At 58.8% G+C, this 22,391-nt stretch carries 24 protein-coding genes; 9 read left to right on the top strand and 15 right to left on the bottom strand.

Annotated elements, in window-relative coordinates; genetic code table 11:
* Nucleotides 1–17 precede the first annotated feature (17 nt).
* The 4 genes from ITX55_RS08495 to ITX55_RS08480 form a co-directional block, all read right to left on the bottom strand.
* Nucleotides 18–1,559, bottom strand: a complete 1,542-nt coding sequence (locus tag ITX55_RS08495) for an MASE1 domain-containing protein (RefSeq protein ID WP_172756004.1) — start codon at nucleotides 1,557–1,559, stop codon at nucleotides 18–20.
* Nucleotides 1,559–2,188, bottom strand: coding sequence for a response regulator transcription factor (locus ITX55_RS08490; protein WP_033642255.1), 630 nt, complete (start codon nucleotides 2,186–2,188; stop codon nucleotides 1,559–1,561). The genes ITX55_RS08495 and ITX55_RS08490 overlap by 1 nt, the downstream gene beginning before the upstream one ends.
* 123 nt (nucleotides 2,189–2,311) lie before the next feature.
* Nucleotides 2,312–3,076 (bottom strand): arylamine N-acetyltransferase, encoded by a 765-nt coding sequence (locus ITX55_RS08485; protein ID WP_108680304.1) that lies wholly within the window; start codon nucleotides 3,074–3,076, stop codon nucleotides 2,312–2,314.
* Nucleotides 3,077–3,165: 89 nt separating this feature from the next.
* On the bottom strand, nucleotides 3,166–4,455 hold the full coding sequence (locus tag ITX55_RS08480; protein ID WP_223084997.1) for an oligosaccharide flippase family protein: 1,290 nt from the start codon (nucleotides 4,453–4,455) through the stop codon (nucleotides 3,166–3,168).
* Nucleotides 4,456–4,608: 153 nt separating this feature from the next.
* On the opposite strand from ITX55_RS08480, the gene ITX55_RS08475 reads away from it, so the two are divergent.
* Nucleotides 4,609–5,460 carry an ATP-grasp fold amidoligase family protein gene (locus tag ITX55_RS08475; RefSeq protein ID WP_223084996.1) on the top strand — a complete coding sequence of 284 codons (852 nt, stop codon included), beginning with the start codon at nucleotides 4,609–4,611 and terminating at the stop codon, nucleotides 5,458–5,460.
* Nucleotides 5,461–5,463: 3 nt separating this feature from the next.
* Here the strand turns inward: ITX55_RS08475 and ITX55_RS08470 are convergent, their stop codons facing one another.
* Nucleotides 5,464–6,360 carry a LysR substrate-binding domain-containing protein gene (locus ITX55_RS08470; protein ID WP_033652376.1) on the bottom strand — a complete coding sequence of 299 codons (897 nt, stop codon included), beginning with the start codon at nucleotides 6,358–6,360 and terminating at the stop codon, nucleotides 5,464–5,466.
* A gap of 117 nt (nucleotides 6,361–6,477) precedes the next feature.
* Here ITX55_RS08470 and ITX55_RS08465 point away from each other — a divergent pair, with 117 nt between their 5' ends.
* Entirely contained in the window at nucleotides 6,478–7,257 is a 780-nt protein-coding gene (locus ITX55_RS08465) for a 2OG-Fe(II) oxygenase (RefSeq protein WP_047025660.1), read from the top strand.
* A 36-nt stretch (nucleotides 7,258–7,293) separates the two neighbouring features.
* On the opposite strand, the gene ansP is transcribed toward ITX55_RS08465, so the two are convergent.
* Together ansP and ITX55_RS08455 are read right to left on the bottom strand one after the other, a co-directional pair.
* Entirely contained in the window at nucleotides 7,294–8,760 is a 1,467-nt protein-coding gene (gene ansP / locus ITX55_RS08460) for an L-asparagine permease (RefSeq protein WP_033642262.1), read from the bottom strand.
* 432 nt (nucleotides 8,761–9,192) lie between these two features.
* Complete coding sequence (locus tag ITX55_RS08455; protein WP_072628137.1) at nucleotides 9,193–9,630, bottom strand: PACE efflux transporter; 438 nt, start codon at nucleotides 9,628–9,630, stop codon at nucleotides 9,193–9,195.
* A gap of 112 nt (nucleotides 9,631–9,742) precedes the next feature.
* On the opposite strand from ITX55_RS08455, the gene ITX55_RS08450 reads away from it, so the two are divergent.
* Nucleotides 9,743–10,636: a LysR family transcriptional regulator gene (locus ITX55_RS08450; protein ID WP_223084995.1), complete on the top strand. Its 894-nt coding sequence runs from the start codon at nucleotides 9,743–9,745 to the stop codon at nucleotides 10,634–10,636.
* A 16-nt stretch (nucleotides 10,637–10,652) separates the two neighbouring features.
* Here ITX55_RS08450 and ITX55_RS08445 read toward each other — a convergent pair whose 3' ends face one another.
* Together ITX55_RS08445 and ITX55_RS08440 are read right to left on the bottom strand one after the other, a co-directional pair.
* The gene (locus tag ITX55_RS08445; protein ID WP_072628135.1) at nucleotides 10,653–11,216 is read right to left on the bottom strand and encodes a DedA family protein; all 564 of its coding nucleotides are present in this window, start codon (nucleotides 11,214–11,216) and stop codon (nucleotides 10,653–10,655) included.
* Between the two features lie 50 nt (nucleotides 11,217–11,266).
* A complete protein-coding gene (locus ITX55_RS08440) occupies nucleotides 11,267–11,944 on the bottom strand; it encodes a DJ-1/PfpI family protein (RefSeq protein ID WP_033642265.1) in 678 nt (225 codons plus the stop codon).
* A gap of 91 nt (nucleotides 11,945–12,035) precedes the next feature.
* On the opposite strand from ITX55_RS08440, the gene ITX55_RS08435 reads away from it, so the two are divergent.
* The 3 genes from ITX55_RS08435 (at nucleotide 12,036) to pbpG (ending at nucleotide 15,210) form a co-directional block, all read left to right on the top strand.
* Complete coding sequence (locus tag ITX55_RS08435) at nucleotides 12,036–12,980, top strand: GlxA family transcriptional regulator (RefSeq protein WP_033642266.1); 945 nt, start codon at nucleotides 12,036–12,038, stop codon at nucleotides 12,978–12,980.
* Nucleotides 12,981–13,025: 45 nt separating this feature from the next.
* Nucleotides 13,026–14,129: an adenosylhomocysteinase gene (locus tag ITX55_RS08430; protein WP_033642267.1), complete on the top strand. Its 1,104-nt coding sequence runs from the start codon at nucleotides 13,026–13,028 to the stop codon at nucleotides 14,127–14,129.
* A gap of 151 nt (nucleotides 14,130–14,280) precedes the next feature.
* Nucleotides 14,281–15,210: a D-alanyl-D-alanine endopeptidase gene (gene pbpG / locus ITX55_RS08425; RefSeq protein ID WP_047572272.1), complete on the top strand. Its 930-nt coding sequence runs from the start codon at nucleotides 14,281–14,283 to the stop codon at nucleotides 15,208–15,210.
* Nucleotides 15,211–15,244: 34 nt separating this feature from the next.
* Here pbpG and ITX55_RS08420 read toward each other — a convergent pair whose 3' ends face one another.
* On the bottom strand, nucleotides 15,245–15,700 hold the full coding sequence (locus tag ITX55_RS08420; protein ID WP_025301952.1) for a GNAT family N-acetyltransferase: 456 nt from the start codon (nucleotides 15,698–15,700) through the stop codon (nucleotides 15,245–15,247).
* A 76-nt stretch (nucleotides 15,701–15,776) separates the two neighbouring features.
* Here ITX55_RS08420 and ITX55_RS08415 point away from each other — a divergent pair, with 76 nt between their 5' ends.
* From ITX55_RS08415 to ITX55_RS08405, 3 genes are all read left to right on the top strand, one after another.
* Nucleotides 15,777–16,181, top strand: coding sequence for a VOC family protein (locus ITX55_RS08415; protein ID WP_033652382.1), 405 nt, complete (start codon nucleotides 15,777–15,779; stop codon nucleotides 16,179–16,181).
* Nucleotides 16,182–16,300: 119 nt separating this feature from the next.
* The gene (locus tag ITX55_RS08410) at nucleotides 16,301–17,230 is read left to right on the top strand and encodes an alpha/beta fold hydrolase (protein ID WP_255612300.1); all 930 of its coding nucleotides are present in this window, start codon (nucleotides 16,301–16,303) and stop codon (nucleotides 17,228–17,230) included.
* 120 nt (nucleotides 17,231–17,350) lie between these two features.
* Nucleotides 17,351–18,271: a DUF808 domain-containing protein gene (locus ITX55_RS08405; protein WP_033642270.1), complete on the top strand. Its 921-nt coding sequence runs from the start codon at nucleotides 17,351–17,353 to the stop codon at nucleotides 18,269–18,271.
* A gap of 229 nt (nucleotides 18,272–18,500) precedes the next feature.
* Here the strand turns inward: ITX55_RS08405 and ITX55_RS08400 are convergent, their stop codons facing one another.
* The 5 genes from ITX55_RS08400 to ITX55_RS08385 form a co-directional block, all read right to left on the bottom strand.
* Entirely contained in the window at nucleotides 18,501–19,043 is a 543-nt protein-coding gene (locus ITX55_RS08400) for a GNAT family N-acetyltransferase (RefSeq protein ID WP_033642271.1), read from the bottom strand.
* 401 nt (nucleotides 19,044–19,444) lie between these two features.
* The gene (locus ITX55_RS08395; protein WP_147837731.1) at nucleotides 19,445–19,846 is read right to left on the bottom strand and encodes a hypothetical protein; all 402 of its coding nucleotides are present in this window, start codon (nucleotides 19,844–19,846) and stop codon (nucleotides 19,445–19,447) included.
* A gap of 2 nt (nucleotides 19,847–19,848) precedes the next feature.
* Complete coding sequence (locus ITX55_RS24015) at nucleotides 19,849–20,205, bottom strand: hypothetical protein (protein WP_255612299.1); 357 nt, start codon at nucleotides 20,203–20,205, stop codon at nucleotides 19,849–19,851.
* 77 nt (nucleotides 20,206–20,282) lie between these two features.
* Nucleotides 20,283–21,011 carry a hypothetical protein gene (locus ITX55_RS24010; protein WP_255612298.1) on the bottom strand — a complete coding sequence of 243 codons (729 nt, stop codon included), beginning with the start codon at nucleotides 21,009–21,011 and terminating at the stop codon, nucleotides 20,283–20,285.
* 485 nt (nucleotides 21,012–21,496) lie between these two features.
* Nucleotides 21,497–22,309, bottom strand: a complete 813-nt coding sequence (locus tag ITX55_RS08385) for a MetQ/NlpA family lipoprotein (RefSeq protein ID WP_072628126.1) — start codon at nucleotides 22,307–22,309, stop codon at nucleotides 21,497–21,499.
* Nucleotides 22,310–22,391: the final 82 nt, after the last annotated feature.

The following is a 22,391-nucleotide window of genomic DNA, read 5'->3' as shown; positions in this document are numbered from 1 at the left end:
CTAAGACTTTTTCCTAGTTAGTCGGCGGTTTGTTGCAAATTTGTGGGCAGGTTAACAATTACCCGGGTGCCGCGCTGCGTTTCCAGCGTCAGTTCGCCGCCGAGCGCGCTGACCCGTTCGCGCATTCCCTGAATGCCGAAGCCCGGCGCGTTGCCCGCATGGATGCCGACGCCGTTGTCCCGTACCTCGAGGTGCAACATGGCGCCTTGCTGATACAAAACGATGGCGACTTCGCTGGCCTCGGCGTGTTTGCACACGTTGTTGAGCAGCTCTTGCAGCAGCCGGTAGAGGGTGAAGCGCACCGTCTCGCCGGCGGGCGTGTCGGTCAGGCGGTAGTCGAAACGGCAACGGATGCCCCGTTCGCTAAAGGCGAATTCGCTCAGCAGGTGGTGAAGCGCGTCTTTGAACGCCAGCTCGTCCAGCGCGGGCGGGCGAAGTTGGCGCAGCAGCTGGCGCGTGGAGTGATGAATGCGCCGGGCGAGATCGCCTATCTGGTTCGCGGCGGCCTGGGTTTGCGCCGGATCGCGCGCCCGCTTGACCAGCTGCGACTGAATTTGAATGGCGGTGATGTTCTGGCCGATTTCATCATGCAGCTCGCGCGCCAGGTTCTTTCGCGTGTCTTCTTCGGTGTGGATCAGTTTTTCGGTCAACGCCCGCCGCGCCGCCAACTCTTCTTCCAGGCGTCGGCGATAGTGGTGCAGGTTTTGCGCCAGGTGCTGCTGACGGCTGATGGCGATGCCCAGACCGATGCCGAGCAACGCCTGCGTCGCCAGAAAGATTTCCAGCTCGACCAGATTGCCGAACCCCACGCCGACCTGCCGCGCGATAGTGATCATCATGCTGCCGAGCAGGCCGGACAGCACGCCGCCCTGCCAACCGAACTTCCACGCCATCACCACGTTCGGCAAAAACACCACGATCAGCAGCAGGCGCTCGATTTCCGGCGACAGCACCATCTGCGTACCGATGCCGATAACGAAAAACAGGCTGCACCAGATGATTAAGGACGCGCGCAGCGGCGGGTTGGCGGTGTCCAGCCCCAGCAGATGGTAGCGGTGCTGCTGGCGCAGAAATTCAAAGATCAGGTAGACGAACGGGGTCAACAAAACACCGCCGGTAAACGACGCCAGGCCGAGCAGCATCGCCGGGCTCTGCGCGAAAGGCGACAGCAGGGCGGTATTGAGCAGCGAGGCGGCGGTCACTGCGGCCAGCAGCAGCGTCAGCCGTTGCCAGTAGAGCGGAAAACGGCGCCAGAATCGCTGCGCGAGCGCGGCCGGGAGCAGGGTGATGAACGGCGCGGCCAGCAGGCCATAGCCGCTCAGCAGGCGTTCGCCGTGCAGCCAGAACAGCAGCAGCACCGGCGGTATTATCAGGGCGGGCCAATAGCGGCGCGCCAGCAAGATCAGCAGCGCGAGATAGACACCGTGAGACAGAAACAGCGCCGCCTGATTGCCGTTGTGGGTCAGATAGAAACCGAGCGTCCACAGCATCAGCCAGCCGCTGCCCCAGGCCAACAGGATAAACAGCGAGATAACCCAGCGCCGTGAGCGGAGTGACATCAATGCCCCGCCAGCAGCTGATGATCGAGGGCGAAATGCACCAGCTCGATGGTGCTGTTGCACTGCAGCTTGCCCAGGACGTTGGCGCGATGTACGTGTACCGTTTTATGGCTGAGATCGAGCTTGAAAGCGATCTCCTTTACGCTGTCGCCTTTGACCAGCAGCTCGAAGATTTCGCGCTCGCGCGGGGTCAGCACTTCCAGCGCCGTGGCCGGCTGCTCGCCGCCGCGCAGCGCCCGCAGCGCGTCGGCGCACAGGTAATGGCCGCCCATATCGACGGAGCGCACCGCCTGCACCAGCTCTTCCGGCCCGCAGCGTTTAGTCAGATAACCGCTGGCACCGGCATCCAGCGCGCTCTGCACGAAGGTGGGGGAGTCATAAATGCTGAGTATGATCGCGCGAAACTGCGGCTTCTGCGCCCGCAGGCGTTTCAACAGGCTCAGGCCGTTTTCATCCGGCATGGCGATGTCCATCACCGCGACGCTGACGTCGTCGCGCAGCAGCGCCGGCCAGGCCGCCGCCGCGCTGCTGTATTGCCCCGCCACGTCGATGTCTGCTTCGAGGCTGAGCAATTGCGCAAAGCCGGAGCGCACCACCACATGGTCATCGACCAGTATCACACGGATCATTTTTCGCACTCTGTTGCCGAATCATGATCCTATGATGCCTGCCGCCGCGATGCTGGCAATCAGCCAAGCGCGGTTATGCAATCGATGTAACAGAATCGTAATAAAAGGACGCCGCCCGCGCCGTCAACGATCCACATCGATGGCGAAATGCCGCCACAGCGCGGCTCGCCGTTCCTCTTCCGAATGCAGCGTCGTTTCGTGGCGTTGGTGATCTTCGGTCACGATCAGCTTCATGTCGCTGAGGGTCACCCGGCCCTGTTCGGTCGGCCGTGAACACACCAGGCGCTGGGTGAAGTGCGACTGCGGCGAGGTGCTGTGGAAGTGGCACATCTCATCGAATTCATGCGGTTCGCGCGGCTGAACGGTAAAGCGATACAGGGTTTTGGCATGCGAGCGCTGGTCGCCGTTGCGGCGTTCCAGCAGGTAATATTCGCCTTCCCGCTCCAGGTGGAAGGTGCCGCTGGCCTGCGGTTGCGGCTCGGCAACGACGATTTTGAGCGGCGTCAGGAAGGAATCGCCGAAACCGACGTCCACCAGCCAGGCCTGGCCCGCCAGATCCACCCGCAGCGCCAGATGGTCGTAGGGCGGGCCGAAATGGCCGTCGCGCGCGCGGATCTCGCCGGAGATAAAGCTGACCCTGAAACCGATCTCCCGCAGCAGCAGGGCGAACAGTGTATTCAGTTCATAACAGAAACCGCCGCGGTTACGCTCGACCACTTTGTTGAACAGCGCTTCGGGCGCCAGCTGAATACCCTGATGATAAATAATGCTCAGGTTCTCGAACGGCACGCTCAGCATGTGGCGATGGTGCAGCTGTTGCAACGTGGGGAGATCGGGGCGGGCGACGCCGGTAAAGCCGATATGCTGCAGGTAGCGTTGGGTGTCCACAGGGTGTCTCGCATGAGAAAAAGTAGGCTTAAAATAGCGGGCTTTGCGGCGTTTGTGAGCGCATTACGTGCTGCGCCTCGGCAGCCGGATTACTTTCCCGACGGGCGTCTTAGGTAAAGCGCCGGGTTCAGTGAGCGCAGATGCATTTTCAGTACGGCACCCCGCTGAAAGAGATAGTTGAGTATGGTCAATGACAGCAGTTCGGTCAGCAAGGTGCTGTAAGCGGCGCCCATCATGCCGTATTGCCGAATCAGGCCGTATGACAGGGGAATGTTAATGATAAACACCAACAACATTTTGCGGGAAAGGAAGCCGTAACCGGAAAACAGCACGATGTATTTATAGGCCACGGTCCCCAGGGCGGAGAGCAGGGTGGCGACGGCCAACACCCCCATGGCGGCATAGGCCTCCAGGTATTGCTCGCCGTACAACAGTGCGATGACCGGTTTGCCCAGCCAAACGATCCCGGCGACGATGGCTAAGGCGATGGCCAGCACCAACCCATTCAGTTTGGCCGCGGCGCGCATCGCGTCTTCGCGCCGATAGGCGAATATTTTCGCGAAGAACGAGGTGATGACGGCATCGGTAACGAACATCCAGGCGGTCGCCAGGGTAATGGCGACCGAGTAAATGCCCAGCACCGCGGCGGAAACGAACCACATCAAAAACAGCTGCGCCAGCCGGGTATAGATGGCGATGGAAACATTGGATACCGCCAACGGCAGGCCGCTGGCGAGCAGATAGCGCACATATTTGCGCCGAATACGGCCGGGGGCCGAAAAGCCCGGATGGCGGCGATGATAAAGGTGATGACGGATCAGATAGGGGATGAGGTACACCATCACGATAGGGATGGCCAGAAAGTACAGGTGCAGATCAAAAAACACGATCAGCCAGCGAGCCAACAATGCGCTGGCTAAGCCGGCCACGTTGGCCAGGGTATTGAAACGCGATTCCAGCCGGGCGTCATGGTAAATGGCGAAGACGTCTTTGAGTGAAAAAAACGAGGCCAGGAATGTGGCGGCGCAAAAGTAAAAGGTCGTGAAGTCTTCCCGCAGCCCGGTATAAAGCAAGATGATCGCAGAAAAGGCCAGGAAACAGGCTTGCCTCAGCCGGTTGGTGGAGAACATCAGCGCTGCGCCGGAGCGCGGATTACGGCTAATGCGTTTGAAGAGGATGGTGTCCGACCCCAGCAGCGCCAACGTTTGGGTAATGGCGAAAATCGCCGTGGCAAAGGTAATCTTTCCGAAGCTTTCCGGCCCAATATATTTGGCCATGTAGGCGGTGATGAATATAACGCCGAGGATTGATACCGTCTTTTCCGCTATCATCCAGGAAGCGTTTCTTATTATGCTGAAGTCTATGATCTTTAGTTTCACTGACGCTTCCCTGAATACCTTATGATATAGGATTATTCCGTTTTTTATCCTTTAATAATCACCAAGGCTTTTTATATTTTACAATTGAAGTCAATTGCATTTAAACTTTAGCTGGGTCTTTTGTTATGTTGGGTTAATGGATGAATCAACGGAATGAGAAAATTCGTAAAATACCTCTATAAGGTTTCGCCTGACTTTATTTATTATCAGCTGTCGCATTATTCTGTTCACGGAAGCTTTGTCAACTTTTTGAATCCTAAAAGTTTTTCTGAAAGGATTTACCACAGAATGCGCTACCCGCGCGAAGAGTTCAGCCTGTTGGCGGACAAGGTGGCGGTGAGGGATTATATATCCAGTCGCGTTTCGGAAAAATACCTAACGCCGGTCATCATGATAACGGAGAACTTCACTGAGCAAGACTATTTGTCGTTGCCTCAATCTTTTGTTATCAAAACAAATAATGCCTCGCAGCAAGTTAAGATTGTCAGAGATAAAACGCGAGTGAGTTATGATGAGATTGCAAGCACTCTCAAGAAATGGTCAAAAATAACGTATTGGAAGCGCTTTCGTGAGAAGCACTATGCGAAGATCCCACTGCAAATTGTGGTTGAAAACCTGTTGGACATCGAACGCGACGGTGAATTGATCGACTATAAAGTGCATGTTTTTAACGGCAGCCAGCCTTATCTGTTCGTGGAGTTGCTGCGGGGCGGCCCGGAGCCGACGTCGCTGGAGTTTTTGGACCGCCATGCGCATCACTGCTTTTTTACCCAGAAAGATATTCCCCAGATCAACACGTTGCACGCGAAGCCTGACTTTTGGGATGAGATGATTGAGGTCGCCCAAGCCGTTGCCGCCGATCTGGACTACTGCCGGGTCGATTTCTACCTGACGCAAGACAGGCTCTATATCGGCGAGCTGACGCTCACCCCCGGTGCAGGCAATGAAGTGTACCAACCGCGCGCCACCAACCTGCTGCTGGGCGAGCTGATGGCCAAAACCTGAACGTTATGCCGAGCGTTGAGCCAGTTCCCGCAGCCAGCCCAAAAACGCCGCGGCGCCGGGTTTTTCCAGCGTGCGCGGCGGGTAAACCACGTAGTAGGGCTTGCTAAGCGGCAGCGCCGGTTCGGCCAGGGTGACCAGCCGGCCCTCCGCCAGTTCACGGGCGATCAGCCGCCGCTGGCCGAGCAGCACCCCGCGTCCTTGCACGGCGGCGTCGATGGCCAGCGAAGTCAGGTTATAGGTCAGCCCGCGGCGCGGCGGCGGCGAACGGTCGGCGGCGGTGAACCATTCGTGCCAGCCCGGCAGAAACTGGCTCTCCTTGCCCCAGTCGACGTGGAGCAGCGGCAGTTGCGTCCAGTCGCCACGATCGCGCAGCGCCGGGCTGCATACCGGCTGCACCCGATCCTGAAACAGCTGCACCTTTTCCAGCAGCGGGTAATCCTGATCGCCGAAGCACAGTGCGAAATCCGCCGCCGAATGGGCGAAATCGACCGCCGCATGGGTCGCGTGCAGCCGCAGATCGCCGTCGGGGCACTGCGCCAGCCAGTCGCCCAGCGCCGGATTCAGCCATTTAGACGCCAGCGCCGGCAGGGCGAACACCGTCAGCGCCTGTTTGCCGCGCTGGCGTTCGACGTGTTGCTGCGCCACGCGCAGCGTTTCAAACGCCTCCTGCACGTAGGCCAGGTAGTCCGCGCCCTGTTCGGTCAGCGTGACGCCGCTTTTAGCGCGAATGAACAGCGTGATGCCCAGATGTTGTTCGAGCTGGCGGATCTGTTGGCTGACGGCGGCGGCGGTCAGCGCCAGCGCATCAGCCGCACGGGCCAGGCTGCCGGTGCGAGCGGCGGTTTCGAACGCCAGAATGGCGCTCAGCTTGGGCAAGCGCGCACGGGACGGTGAGTGCATGAGCAGGGCTTATCGCTAAGTATTCGTTAGCTTATCCATAACGTATTTTTGTTATGGCGGCAATGCGGCATTCGCTACAGTGGGAGGCATCCGGCTTTCGCACACGAGGGGAACGTCATGCCGCAACTTGCCGATATTATCGATCTGTCCGCCCACCCCATCGACGACGCCGCGTTCCGCGTCCGCTGCCGGCAAACGCTGGCGCGCGCCGGCGCGCTGGTGCTGCCGGGATTTCTGCGCGAAGCCGCGCTGGCGACGGTGCGGCTGGAAGGCGCCGAACAGCACCATGCGGCGTTTTACGCCACCAGCAAACACAACGTGTATCTACGGCCGCAGGACGACGCGCTGCCGGCCGAGCATGCGCGCAACCGGCTGGTGGTGTCGTCCAAGGGCTGCATTACCGACGAAGATATTCCGCCGCAGTCGCCGCTGCGCGCGTTGTACGACGCTCCGGCGTTTCGCGCGTTCCTCTGTGCGGTGCTGGATGAGGCGCAGCTCTATCCCTACGCCGATCGTCTGTCGTCGATCAACCTGCATTATGCCCACACCGGTCAGGAGCTGGGCTGGCATTTTGACAACTCCTCGTTCGCCATCACGCTCTTGATCCAGAAACCGCAGGCGGGCGGGCGCTTCGAATACGTGGAGAACCTGCGCGACGCCGATCGCGGCGAGATGAACTATGCCGGGGTCACGCAGGTGCTGGACGGCGAGCGGGCGGTCAAACAGCTGGCGATGGAGGAGGGGGATTTGGTGCTGTTTCGCGGGCGCAACGCCATGCACCGGGTGACGCCGACCGAAGGCGACACCACGCGCATGCTGGTGGTGCTGGCCTACAATGCGCAGCCGGACGTGATGCTGTCGGAAAGCGCCAGAATGACGTTCTACGGGCGGTTATAGCGGATAAAAAACCGCCCCGGAGGGCGGTTTGTCGATTCAGTGCGGGTTCTGCTCTTCGTGAGCCTGCTGTTCCAGCTTCACTTCCTGCGCGCGTTTGCGCAGGCCGAACCAGCCCAGCGTCAGCAGCACCGCCAACACAGGAATGGTGGCGATGGTCCAGGTGCCGTTCGGGTAGTCGAAGGCCATCATTACCACCACGATCAGCAGGAACGCCAGCGTTAGCCACGAAGTGAACGGCGCGCCCGGCATTCTGAACGACACCGGCTGAGCGCGGCCTTCGCGCACGGCTTTGCGCAGGCGCATCTGGCAAACGATGATAAACGCCCAGGAGGCGATGATGCCCAGCGAGGCGATGTTCAGCACGATCTCGAACACCTGCGACGGCACCAGGTAGTTGAGCACCACGCCGATCACGTAGATGCCGCAGGTGACCAGGATGCCGGCGTAAGGCACCTGCTGGCTGCTCATTTTGGCCATCAGCTTCGGCGCGGAGCCGCCCATCGCCAGCGAACGCAGGATGCGGCCGGTGGAGTAGAGGCCGGAGTTGAGGCTGGACAGCGCGGCGGTCAACACCACGATGTTCATGATGGTGCCGATGTAAGGCACGCCCAGCTTGCTGAAGAAGGTGACAAACGGGCTTTGGCCGGCCTGATAGGCGTTCCACGGCAGCAGCAGCACCAGCAGCACCACGGAGCCGACGTAGAACAGACCGATACGCCAGATCACGCTATTGATCGCTTTAGGCATCATTTTGGCCGGATCTTTACACTCGCCGGCGGCGGTGCCGATAAGCTCGATGCCGGCGAAGGCGAAGATCACCCCTTGCACCAACACCAGCGCAGGCAGCAGGCCGTGCGGGAACATGCCGCCGTTTTCGGTGATCAGGTGCATGCCGGTGGTGTGGCCGGCCACCGGCGTGCCGGTACCGAGGAAGACAACGCCGACAATCAGGAACAACGCGATGGCGGCGACCTTGATCAGCGCGAACCAGAACTCCATCTCGGCGAACCACTTCACGCCGATCATGTTCATGGTGGCGACGATGCCGAGCGCGCCGAGGGCGAACAGCCACTGCGGCACGTCGGCGAAGGTGCCCCAATAGTGCATGTACAGCGCCACGGCGGTGATGTCGACGATGCCGGTCATCGCCCAGTTGAGGAAATACATCCAACCGGCGACGTAAGAGGCTTTTTCACCGAGGAACTCGCGAGCGTAAGAAACGAAGCTGCCGCTGGAAGGGCGATGCAGCACCAGTTCGCCCAGCGCGCGCAGGATGAAGAAAGAGAAGATCCCGCACACCAGATAGACCAGCGCCAGCGCCGGCCCGGCCAGTTCGAGACGGCCGCCGGTACCGAGGAACAAGCCGGTGCCGATGGAGCCGCCGATGGCGATCATTTGGATTTGCCGGTTGCCCATGCTTTTGTGATAACCGGATTCATGAGAGTCTAGCCAGCGTCTTCTGGCGGCGTGTTTTTCATCCGCAGACTGTTTTTGTGAGTGCATTATCCGTCCTGTTTACCTGTCTATGTTAACCCTGCTCTTACCGAGAGCAAACGATTGCTATGACCAATCGTCATGAGAATGAGGTCGTGGCATCATTCCGCTGTTTATTGTGTATACAGCCATCATTAAAATAACGGCGAAGCATGCTACCTTTTCTCCGTAATGGTGGCAAAAAATACTGCGCATAAAACGTGAACAAGTGTGTTTATTTTTTAATCCAAATATAAAAGGATATATTATTCAAAAAGATGTGATGTTTTATCAAGACGGAAATATCGAGGAATAAAAAGTGATTAAAATCACAAAATAATAATTACCGTGCAAATTACAGGGTGTTGTTCTTATATTTCGCGGTGAGAAATAAGGGGAAAGGAAATGGCGACCCGCGCAGAAAATGGCATCAGCAGCGGGTCGGTGGGCGCGTAACGAGTCTTAGGCCGATTCGCCGGCCGGCAGGGCCGATGCGGGCAGGCCGAACAGCTTGTCGAATGCCCAATTGAACACGAAGGTATAACAAGGAATGATGACGATCAACGCCATATCCAGCAGCAGCGCCTGCCACAGCGTGATGCCCATCCACCAGGCGATCAGCGGGATCAGATACACTACCAACGTCAACTGAAAGCCGACGGCGTGCAAAATGCGGCGTTTGAGCGTGCGGGCGCGCGACGCCTGGCGGCTTTCCCACCACTCGAATAAATAGTTGTAAATAAAGTTCCAGCTTACCGCGATGGTGGTGATCACCACCGCCAGCGGCCCGGTGCTGCTTGGCGCGTGGCCCGACAGCAGCGCCAGCCCCAGCGCCGAGATCGCCATGCCGATGATTTCATAAGCGGTGACATACACCAGTTTGCGTTTGACACCTTGCATCGTTTTCTCCCGATCTGTTTTTAGTTGCCTCTGTGGCGACGGCGGCTAAGATAACGTCAATCACATTGATAGAAAAAGTCAGGAGTTGTCAGTTAATCTGACAGGTTGAACAATGAATTTTTCCAGCGACAACATCGAACTGTTTTTGGCGGTGCTCGATCGCGGCTCGTTTTCCGCCGCCGCCCGCGCGCTGCGGCGCGTGCCCTCCGCCGTCAGCATGGCCATCGCCAACATGGAGGCGGAGCTCGGTTTCGCCTTGTTCGACCGTTCTCACCGTGAACCGACGCCGACCGCGCTGGCGTTGGCCCTGGCGCCGCACGCCCGCCTGATCGCCGGGCAGCTCAAGCAGCTGCAGGTGCACGCCATCGAACTGTCCCAGGGGCTGGAGAGCCGGCTTTCGATCGGCGTGGCGTCGGATATCAACGGCGCCGGCCTGCTGGCGGCGGTGAAAACGCTGTCGCAACGTTATCCGCTGCTGAACATCGAAGTGCTCAGCGCGCCGCAGGACGACGTGTTGCACATGCTGCACGAGGGGCGCATCGGCGTTTGTCTGGCGTTCGGCGGGCTGAACGTCAACAGCGCGGAACAGTTCCACTTCGTGGGCGCGGAGTCACTGGTGGCGATGCTGTCACCGCAGCACCCGGCGCTGGACGGCGCGGCGGGCGAGCTGTTTCTCGAGGATCTGGTCAACGTGCGGCAGATCATGGTGGCCAGTCGTGATCTGCCGATCGGCGATCTGCGTCCCCAGGTGGCGGAGGCTTACTGGCGCACCGACAACCTGCCGATGGCGCTGAACATGGTGGAAGCGGGCCTGGGGTGGGGCAATTTTCCGCTGTCGTTGGCCGAGCCGCTGCTGGCGCAGGGGCGGTTGGTGCGGCTGAAGTTCAAAAACACCAAGAACGAGCTGCGCTTGCCGATGCATTTGATCTGGCTTAAGAATCGCCCGTTGGACAAAGCGGCGCGCGAACTGGTCGCGCTGATGCGCGAGGCGCCGCAGGAAAGCTGACGCCCGCTGCGTTTGCTTACTCCGGATGGCGTTTACGCCACCAGAAACGCACCAGCAGGATGGCGGCGATCGCCAGCGCGACAAACAGCAGGCTGGATAGCTTTTTGTCGAAGCCGGTAATGAAGCGTTCGATCGCCTGGCCGCCAAAATAACCGAGCATGACGAAGATCGTCGCCCATAAAATGGCGCCGAGGATGTTCAACGGCACGAAGCGCGACGGCGGCAGGCGGCTGGCGCCGATCAACACCGGGCCGATGATGCGGAAACCGTACATGAAACGCACCCCGATAACGAACAGCATCGGGTGGCGGGCGATCAGCCTTCTGGCGCGCGCGATGCGTTTTTCCTGTCCCTTGAGCCGCGAGATGACGCGGCCTTCAAACCGGCGGCCGGCGAAGTACAGCAGCTGGTCTCCCATCATGCCGCCCAGCGCCACCACTGCGATCACCCACGGCCAGTGCAACAGCCCTTCATGAGCGGCGATGCCGCCCAGCAGCGTGATGGTTTCCCCTTCCGCCAGGCAGCCGATAAACAACGCCCAGTAACCGTAGTCCGTAATATAGTGGGCTAAATCGGTCATTCCTTACTCCTTATGTGGCTGACGCATAAGGGCAAGTATACGCCCGATTGCTAACCTTGGGCGATCTGGGCCACCAACGCTCTGCGCCGCTGCAGGCTCTCCGCCATCTGCGCCTGTACCCTGGCGTAAATGTGCGGCGGGGCCAATTCCGGCGTGCCGCCCTCGAACGGCGGCGCCGGGGCGTATTCCAGATAGAGCTGGATCATTTGGGCGGTCTCTTCGCCGTGCAGTTCGGCGATCAGCGCCAGTGCGAAATCGATGCCGGCGGTGACGCCGCCGCCGCTGATCACATTGCCGTCGCGCTCCACGCGCGCTGAGCTCGGCACGGCGCCGAACAGCTTCAGGCTGTCGCGCATCGACCAGTGGCAGGCGGCGCGTTTGCCTTGCAGCAGACCGGCGGCGGCCAGGATCAGCGAACCGGTGCACACCGAGGTCAGGTAGCGGGCATCGGCGCCCAGCCGACGGATCTGCTGCATGAAGGCCTCATCTTGCAGCGCCTGGGTGCAGCCGCTGCCGCCCGGTACGCACAGCACGTCGCAGCGCGCGATCTCCGGCAGCGGGCGCAGCTGGGTGAAGTGCAAGCCTTCCGACTCGACATCCGCGCCGTCTACCGAGGCGACGACGATTTCCGCGCCCGGCATGCGGCGCAGGAACTGCAAGGGGCCCGTGAAGTCGAGCTGGGTGACGCCTTGATAGATGGGAAATACAATCACGAGTGATTCAGACATGATATTCGCCTCATTTTTATCGTTGGACCTGGGTCATAATAGCCGCCCTGTTTTTGGCTGATATGACAGATAACCCTCAAAAAGCGCCATCATGAAAACGATCGGTTTTGTGGTTTTTCCCGGTTTTAACCTGCTGGACTTTGCCGGGCCGCTGGCGGCGTTCGATAACGTCAGCCAGTTCACCGACCCGCCGGCCTACCGTTGTGTGGCGATCTCGCCGCAGGGCGGCATGGTCGCCAGCTCGGCCGGGGTGGAAATCGCCACGCAGCCGTGCGGCGACGAGCGTTTCGATACGTTGGTGGTGGCCGGCGGCAGCGGCAACGTGATGGCGGCGCAATCACCGGCGCTGGCGGCGTTCCTGGCCAACCAAAGCCGACGAGCGCGGCGCATCGCCAGCGTATGTACCGGCGCGTTTATTCTGGCGGCCTGCGGGCTGCTGGACGGCAAGCGCGCCACCACTCACTGGTATCACGCGGCGCGGCTGCAGCAGAACTACCCGCGCATTCGCGTCGACAGCAACCGCATCTTCATTCGCGACGGGGATATCTGGACCTCGGCCGGCATCAGCGCCGGCATCGATCTGGCGTTGGCGCTGATCGAAGACGATCTGGGCGCCACCCTGGCGGCGGCCGTGGCGCGGCAGCTGGTGGTCTATCACCGCCGCCCCGGCGGGCAGTCGCAGTACTCGCTGCTGCTGGCGCTGAATCCGTCGTCGGATCGCATGCGCACCGCGCTGTCGTACGCGCGCGAGCATTTGCATCTGCCGCTGTCGGTGGCGGATCTGGCCGACGCCGCCTGCCTGAGCGAGCGGCAATTCGGCCGGCTGTTCCGCGCCGAAACCGGGCAGACGCCGGCCAAGGTGATCGAGCAGCTGCGGGTAGAGGCGGCCAGAGGGCGTATTGAAGAGAGCGCCGAACCGCTGGAGGCGATCGCCCGCTCGGTGGGGTTCAGCGATCCGGAGCGTATGAGGCGGGCGTTTATCCGCGTATTTGGCCTGTCTCCGCAGGCGATCCGCCGGCTTGGCCGCGCGGGATAACTTTTTTGCCACGCCTGGCGGCGGGGCGCATCAGAGGAGCAACGGATGTATCAGGATTTTGAGAGCGAATTGAGCTGGGCGATGCGTCATATGCCGCGCACCCGGGCGGCGGTGGCGGCGTTGCCGGACCTGCACGGGGTGCGGTTGGCGTGCAATATGCACCTGGATCTGAAAATGGCGCCGCTGGTGGCCGGCCTGCTGGACAAGGGCGCGGCGATCTTTCTGACCACCTGCAATCCCACCACGGTACAGAACGACGTGGTGGCCTGGTTGGAACGGCGGGGCGCGCAGGCTTACGCCTGGCGCGATATGAACGCCGGCGAATGGTCGGAATCTTTCGATCGCGCGCTGGCCTGGCGGCCGACTCACCTGTGCGAAATGGGAGCGGATCTGACCACCCGTCTGCACCAATCGCCGAACGGCCCGCAGATCGTCGCCGGGCTGGAGGCCACCGGATCAGGCATCAGCCGGTTGAACGGCGTGGCGCCGCGCTACCCGATCTTCAACTGGGACGATCTGCCGGTGAAAGAAGGGCTGCATAACCGGCACATGGTTGGGCTGACCGCCTGGCATACCTTCTTCCAGACCACCCATTTGACGCTGCACGAGAAGCGCGTGCTGGTGATCGGTTACGGCCTGGTCGGGCAGGGCACGGCGGCCGCGGCCAGAGCCTACGGCGGCCAGGTGATGGTGGCGGAAATCGATCCGGCGCGCGCGCTGCAGGCGCGTTATGACGGCTGGCAGGTGGTGGATCTGGCGAGCGCGGTCGCGCAGGCGGACGTTATCGCCACCGCGACCGGCGCGAAAAACGTGCTCTCGGCGCAGCATCTGCAACAGGCGCAGGACGGCGTATTTATCCTCAACGTCGGCCACGTGGCCGAAGAGATCGACGTCGGCTTCCTCAAGAGCCTGCCGCACCACGAGCCGATGCCTTATGTGAATGCTTACCAACTGAATGAAAAGACGGTCTATTTGCTGGCCAACGGCTCGATGTTCAACCTGACCGCCGGCTATGGCGACAGCCTTAACGCCTTCGACGTCACGCTGGCGGTGATGGCGGCCGGCATCGGCCATATCGTTGGCGCGGGAGCGCGGCAAACGCCGGGGCTGTACCTGTTGCCGCAGTCGGCGTGGCAGCCGGCACTGTAACTTTTTCCCCGCGGGCGTTCATCCCAGAGCGCCCGCGGGCTGTACCGATTTTCGGCCGACAGAATTTGTCACAAATCCGCCATACAATCCCAGTGCCAAGCGCTGAACCCTCACATATAATTCGCTGAGTTCAAGCCCCCATTTCAGAGTAATGCCTGTGAAAATACGTGTTTTGGTTCTGACTCTGCTCGCTTTACAGACGGGCGCGGGCTTTGCGCCGCGCGCGCTGGCCAGCGATAACGCCGCCGCCCTGCACGCCGCCCAGCCGGAGCTGGCTTCCGGCAGCGCGATGGTCGTCGATATGCAAACCCATAAGGTGATGTACGCGCGCAACCCGGATGAGGTGGTGCCGATCGCCTCGATCACCAAGCTGATGACCGCCATGGTCACGCTGGACGCGCACCTGCCGCTCGACGAGATGCTGTCGGTGGACATCCACCAGACGCCGGAGATGAAAGGGGTGTATTCGCGGGTGCGGCTGAACAGCGAAATCAGCCGCAAGGATATGCTGCTGCTCGCGCTGATGTCGTCGGAAAACCGCGCGGCCGCCAGCCTGGCGCACCACTATCCGGGCGGCTACAGCGCCTTCATTAAAGCGATGAACGCCAAGGCCAGGGCGCTCGGCATGACCAATACCCATTATGTGGAACCGACCGGGCTCTCTATTCATAACGTGTCGACGGCGCGCGATTTGACCAAACTGCTGATCGCCACCAAGCAATATCCGTTGATCGGCCAGCTCAGCACCACCACCGAACGCATGGCCAGCTTCAAGGATCCCAACTACACGTTGCCGTTCCGCAACACCAACCACCTGGTGTACAACCCGAAATGGAACATTCAGCTGACCAAGACCGGCTTCACCAACCAGGCGGGGCACTGCCTGGCGATGCGCACCGTGATCGGCAACCGCTCGGTGTCGCTGGTGGTGCTGGACGCCTTCGGCAAATACACCCACTTTGCCGACGCCAACCGTCTGCGCAGCTGGATTGAAACCGGCAAGGTGACGCCGATCCCGGCTGCCGCGCGTGACTATCGCCGCCAAAAAGACGCCCGTCTGGCGAAGAACGACAGCGAATAACCCGCCTGGCGGTCCGCCCGTTTGCGGCGGGCCGCTATCGGCCCTCGGGCCGTCTGATGACAAATCCCCGCTCGCGATCGCCGTCGAAGCCCGCTTTCAGGTAGAGCTGGTGCGCGCCGGTGCGTTGCTGCCCCGACAACAGCATCACCTTGTAACAGCCTTTGCGCCAGGCCAGCTGCAGCGCGTATTCGATCATGGCGAGCGCCACGCCGTGGCCGCGGTAGGGCTCCGCCGTCACCACGTGTTCGATGACGCCGAACGGCTGCGCCTGATGCGCCAGCCCCGGGATCAGCGCCAGCATGCAGGTGGCGATCGGGTGATCTTCTTTCGCCGCCACCACCAGACGGATCGCCGGATCGTCCAACAGGCGTTGCAGGGTACGGCGCGCATCGTCGGCGCGCAGCGGCGCGTCCTGCGGGCGCAGCTCGCGATACAAGGCTAACAGGCCGTTGAGATCGTCCGGCTGCGCCAGGCGATGAATGATGCTCATGGTTGCTCCTTTCCGCCGCTTCAACGGTAATCCGCTATCCTCCATTAATACCACAACGTTTGCCGGAGGGGATGTTATGAGTCAGGTTTCGACCTTTGTCATGTTCCAGGGAGAGGCGCAGCGGGCGATCGATCTCTACAGCCAGGTGTTCGAGCGTTTTCGGCTCATGCAGGTGCAGCATTACGATCCGACGCCGGACGGCCGGCGGTTGATCAAGCATGCGTCCATCGATTTTGATCGGCAGAACCTGGTGTTTACCGATAGCCCGATCAGCCATGACTTCAGCTTTACCCCGGCGGTGTCGCTGTTTATCAACCTGCCTAATGAAGAAGCGTTGGAGCGGGCGTTCCACCGGCTGGCGGAGGGTGGCAAGGTGCTGATGCCGCTCGATGACTACGGCTTCAGCGCCCGTTTCGGCTGGCTCAACGATCGTTTCGGCCTTTCCTGGCAGCTCAATGTGCCGGCGGGCGATCTGCCCTGAGCTCAGCGCGCGGCGTGCAAAAGGGATGGTAGTGCCTACTGTTGTTTCATATGCTTATCGGCATGGCGGCAGGGCTCTCTGCCGTAGGAAATACCGACAACATCATGGAAAGGTGCGCTTTGATTGATTTTGACCGCTATGTTGAGCAAGCGAAGTCTTACGGCGAGTGGCCGGGCGGGCATGTGGACATGTCGTCCGGTTGCGTCGAGGGGTTGAGCTATCGCCTGTATCGGCACGCTGCCGAGAGTGAAGACGCGATCGTGGTTTATCACGGCGGCAGGGTGAACAGCGCCGCCGGGTATGACGTTCTTGCGCGCCAGCTGGTCGCCGAGCCAACGCTCGCGGTGTGTCTGGTGGATATCCGCGGACATGGCGATTCCACGGGAGAGCGGGGGACGGTTGAGCGGCCTGAGCGTATTTGGCGCGATGTCGATGTCATCCTGGCGGAAATGCGCCGCCGGTTTCCGTTGGCGCGCAGGCACCTGCTGGGCCATTCGAGCGGCGCCGGCATGTTGCTCAACTACCTGACCCGTTACCCTGGCGAACAGCAGGCGGACAGCCTGATCATGCTGGCGCCCGAGCTGGGGCCATTTTCCGGGATGGCCCGCGATCTGGCGGCGACGGCCCGTTTTGCGCAGGTGCGACAATGGCCGTTTGTCGCCAATGCGCTCAGCGGCGGGCGCTGGTTTGGGCACGTTCGGGCGGTCAGCCTGAATTTTCCCCCGGCTGTGCTGGCCGCCGCCCCCGATTTTGTCTGCCAATACAGCGTCAATATGGCTAACGCGTTGACGCCTCGCACCCCGACCAGGCAACTGGCGGCGCTGCGATTACCGACCTTGCTGCTGGCGGCAGCGCAGGATGAGTTGTTCAATGCGCAAGCGATGCAGCGCTTCGTCGAGCAACATGGCAACGCCCAAACCGCCTTTGGTTTGCTTGAAGGCAGCACGCATTTATCGTGCGTATTTGATGCCCATCGCCTTGTCCTTCAACATATCTCGCGTGCGGCCGCTACCGGATCCGATGAGGGGCCGGCGGGCGAGGGGGCTTAACGTCGGCGCGGGGCGGCCATTGCTGGCCTGGCGTTTTCCTCTCTCATCCTATATCCCTGCATGGCGCTTAACCGCTATGCTAAACAAATAATAAATGTGAATGTAAAAGGATGAATCATTTTGGCAGGAAGTAGCTTACTCACTCTCATCGACGACATCGCCTCATTGCTGGACGATGTCTCTTTAATGAGCAAGATGGCGGCGAAAAAAACCGCCGGGGTGCTGGGGGACGATCTGGCGCTCAACGCGCAGCAGGTCACCGGCGTTAAAGCCGACCGCGAGCTGCCGGTGGTGTGGAGCGTCGCCAAAGGCTCGCTGATCAACAAGGCGATCCTGGTGCCGTTGGCGCTGCTGATCAGCGCCTTCGCGCCCTGGGCGATTACGCCGCTGCTGATGGTGGGCGGCGCCTACCTGTGTTACGAAGGGTTCGAAAAGGTGTTCCATAGCCTGAGCCCCGGCAAGGCGGCGCAGGAGGAGACATCCGACGGGCCCGGCGCCAATGAGGACGCCGCGGCCTATGAAAAACGCAAGGTCAAGGGGGCGATACGCACCGATTTTGTGCTGTCCGCCGAGATTATCGCCATCACCTTGGGCACGGTCGCCGGCGCCACCTTCAGCCAGCAGGTGATCGTCTTGTGCGGCATCGCCGTCGTGATGACGCTCGGTGTGTACGGCATTGTCGCCGGCATCGTCCGCCTGGACGATCTGGGGCTGTATCTGAGCCGCAAACGCAGCGCGGTGGCGCGCTCCCTCGGCGGCGGCATCGTGCGCGCCGCGCCTTATTTGATGAAAACGCTGTCGATCGTCGGCACTGTCGCCATGTTTATGGTCGGTGGCGGTATTCTGACCCACGGTTTGCCGCCGGTGCATCATCTGTTCGAAGACTGGGCCTCGTACACCACTGTGGTGCCGACGTTTGGCCATCTTTTGCAGGGGGTGATCCCGGCGCTGTTGAACGTGGCGTTCGGGCTGGTGGCCGGCGGTGTCGTGCTGGCGGTGGTGTCGGCGCTGGGCGCCGTGCGCGCGCGTTTCAAGGCTTGATGAAAAGTCTCGCCCCGGGAGGGGCGGGACGTATCAGACGAATTAAAAGATCAGTTTGAGAACGCCGGTAATCGTCAACAAACCCACGATGAAGATGATGGCGACAATCCACAGAATAATTTTCATTGGCTTCTTCCTTACCGGTTAAAGGTGGGGCGCGATTGGCGCTAACTTAATGAAATCATTCTTCACTATAGACGCTATCTCTCTATCGTGCGTCGTCATGCCTTCACGGGCGCCGCTTGTCGCCCGCGCCCAGCGCGCGCTGCATAATCTGCGTGTCGCGCCATTCCCCCAGCTTGAACCCCACCGCTTTTAACGTTCCTGCACTGGTGAAGCCGAGTGACTGATGCAAGGCCAATGAGCCACGGTTGGCGGCGGAATCGCCGACGATCGCCAGCATCTGGCGCCAGGGGCCTTGTTCGCAGCGGGCGATCAAGGCGCTCAGAAGCGCTCTGCCGATGCCTTTACCCTGTTGCCCTTCGGCGATGTACACCGAGTCTTCCACGGTAAAGCGGTAAGCCGGCCGGGGGCGATAAGGCGTGGCATAACAGTAACCCACAATGACGCCTGCGCTTTTCGCCACCAGCCAGGGCAGGCCGGCCTCCCGCACCTTGCTCAGGCGCAACTGCATTTCCGCCAGCGTCGGCGGCTGCTCTTCAAATGAGGCCGCGCCGTACAGCACGTGCTGGGTGTAAATACGCAGCACGGCGGCCATATCGTCCGGTGTGGCGTCAAGAAGGCTGAGTACGGGGGCGGAGAGCGTTGTCACGTGTCTGTTTACCTTGAAAATCAGCGGATAAACGCCATTATGCGCGCTGCTCGTCGCCGGGATAAATCGGGTTTTCTTATGGTGAGATAAGAAAACCCTATGGGGTCGTCAGCCGCGCATCAGCCGGGTGAGAAAGGCAGGGTTGCCGGCGATATCGCGTTCCCTTATCCAGCGGCTAACCAGTTAGCAAACTTGTAATAATGTACGTAACTTCTACCGTGTGTGTACGGGGATTCTAAAGCCCGATGCCATGTGAGGGGTAGAGCGGAAGTAGGCTCATTTCCATATGTTTGCCATCTGCATATGATCAACATATATGTAGACTCCGCATCTACCCAGTCTGTATTTTACCGATGGTCTATGCCTGCTCCCTTGCCAGCAAGAAGAGCAAAAAACGTAAGTCAGCGGGCAAAAGTTCCTTCGGGATCTTTGATCGTAATAGTGTAGGTTTTATCAAAGCGGCCACCTGTTGCTACATTAGTACCAAATAATCTGCCTGATACTCGTATGTTAACAACGGTAGGTTTAACCGGTATGCCCTTAATCCTGACGCAATTGTGAGCCGGAGAGTCATTGCAATATTCTAAACTTAATCCCGTATCGGAAGGAATAATTTCACCCACAAATTTCTCTTTTCCATTATTATCCAAAGAAAACACGGCTCCGCCGTTTATATTTATCTCACTGGAATACGGCGCTCCGACTAATGCATCGCTCAGAGAGTTACCATCAGGGGTCACATCGGCATGTAAAGTGCATCCCGATAATATAAATGAAAAAGCAGCAACTGAGAATCTCTTCATGGTCATTTCAATGGTTTAAAAACCATCCCCCCGAAGAACCTATTGATAAAAAATTGTAAGTCTTTTTTCTGTTTAATCCAGTTGGTTGAACGCCCCCAAGAGAATAACTTTAAATTAACATGTCCATTGGCATCCTGTGTTACGGGACTATCCCAAACAACCCAGTGTGTAGGTAGGGTTGTGTTGTCTTTACTACCTTCAAGAAGTCCATCATTTATTAATGCTATGACTTTATATCCTTGAGCAATATAATTATTAAACTCTCTAATTCCCTGGACACCAGCCTGAGTAATTCCTGCATTGCTGAATGTTTTTTCATATCCTGCTTTTTCAAACCATTCCGTTAGTGTTTGCCACATAGTGACTCCGGCGGTAGGGGAATCAAGGGTATCAAAACTAAATATCGCATTTTCTGAATCCCTTAGCCCTGCCAGAGTCATCCAGTCAAGGCCAGAGATGTCATCATAAAAATGGCCCGCAGGATGTTTACATCCTTCTCCTGGAGATATCTTAAGCTCACCGACTTTAGTTTTCCATATCGCCAAAGCTCCCTTGCAGCCTGAGCATACACATCAGGACGATCTTTTTGCAGGCAATAAAAAAATGCAGCGGGACCGCATACGCTGGCACTTGCCTGAGATGGATAAGACTGGTGATAAAATCGATCGTTGATATCAGAATCAACTTTATTCTTTTCAAACGGATCGTGTGGAGTTCCAATAGGATATTCTTTCGCAATAAATGGACGCTCCGGGATAGTGATTCTAATATGTCTTGTTTCGACCCCTTGGCCCTCAGACTTCGCTGTGCCTTTTGACTCAAAATAACATGGATTCTCTCTCTTAACCGGAGACCAAGCTTTGCCCGATGAAAACTCTTCAAGCGTGTACATTTTAGTGAAAGGAACCGGTGTCATACGGTGCGTATGTAGCAGGGTTTTCCGGTAGAGTATGACTTCCATAATATAAATGGTGGAGAGATAGTCATTTATATCTCCTGTCATGTGACTCTGCGTTTCATAGTTATCCTGAAAAGGCTGTTTTTTTACATCAATCAGGGGGTGTTTATTCCTGTCTGCGTCCATGCGATAAATACACAGATCATACAGCAAAAAATCAGCTGGGACATTAGAGTTAATACGAGTACTGAGGTGGTAAACAGTCATAATTAATCCATTAATATATGTAGGTTAACATTTTCAGCGGATTCAACATAATGCTATGCCGCTATCCCTTAGTTATCGGTGCTCCGTGAGAGTGTTCGGGAACAGCAAAGGCTATCATCGGCGCGCTGAAAATGGAGGGGCTGTCTGTCCCTATGGGCTGGTCTATTGGAGAACGCCGGAAATAAATATACCATACCGAACATATTTTGGGCAAAGTGGTGTTTTATCACCCACATGGCGCTTTAGCGCCATTCATTGATGAGTATTGGAGCAATACGCGTAACGAACGCGATTCCTTCACGGCTGAATGGAGACGGCATTGGCCATCGGTGGTTGATGAGTAGAAGTGGCAACTATCATCGTTTATCTGAAAAACGCATTTGAAAGGTTCCCCTAATGCTGAAATTTTCCTCGATCACGTAACAACAGCGCCATCCGTAGCCCGCTGGTATTGCGGGCACCGGATGAGCCTGAGGTGGCCGAATTTACCAGCCTTTCACCGCGCCGCCGTTGAAGATTTTTTCGGCGGCTTTGGCCACTTCGTCCGACTCATAGGCCTTGATGAAGTTCTGCACGTTCGGCGCGTCCTTGTTGTCTTCGCGAGTGACGATGATGTTGGTGTACGGCGAGTCTTTATCTTCGATGAAGATGCCGTCTTTGGTCGGCGACAGGCCGGTTTGGTTGATGTAGGTGGTGCTGATGACGGCGACGGTGACCTTCGGATCGTCCAGCACATGCGGCAACTGCGCGCCTTCCAGCTCCATGATCTGGTAATGATGCGGGTTGGCGCTGATATCCAGCGCGGTAGGCAGCAACCCTTTGCCAGGCTTCAGGCTAATCAGCCCGGTTTTTTCCAGCAGCAGCAGGGCGCGTCCCAGGTTGGTCGGATCGAGCGGAATGGCGATCACCGCCCCGTCCGGCAACTCTCTCAGCGATTTTATCTTTTTGGAGTAGCCGGCCATCGGGAAGACGAAGGTATTGCCGACCGCCACCAGCTTATAGCCGTGATCTTTGTTTTGCTGTTCGAGGAACGGGCGGTGCTGGAACACATTGGCGTCCAGTTCGCCTTTGTCGGTGGCGTCGTTCGGCAGCAGCGAGCCGCTGAAACCGACCAGTTCGACGTCCAGCCCGTATTTCTCTTTCGCCACCTGCCTGGCGACTTCCGCCACGTCCTGTTCCGCGCCGTTGATGACGCCGACTTTGATATGGTTTTGGTCGGTTTTTTGATCGCAGCCCTGAAGCGCCAAGACGGCGGCGAAGGCCGCCGCCAGAGGGGTGATACGCCAGCGTAAGGTCATCGAACTCTCCCTGAAAAGAACAATAAAATCAGTTGGTTTTTGTTCTTACAGCTAAGCCTGAACCGCCGATGAAGTCAAACGC

The sequence above is a fragment of the Serratia sp. EWG9 genome, assembly GCF_019913725.1.
GTDB lineage: Bacteria > Pseudomonadota > Gammaproteobacteria > Enterobacterales > Enterobacteriaceae > Serratia > Serratia ureilytica.
Note: the sequence above shows the minus strand (reverse complement) of the source record. Positions and strands in the feature narration are given on the sequence as shown.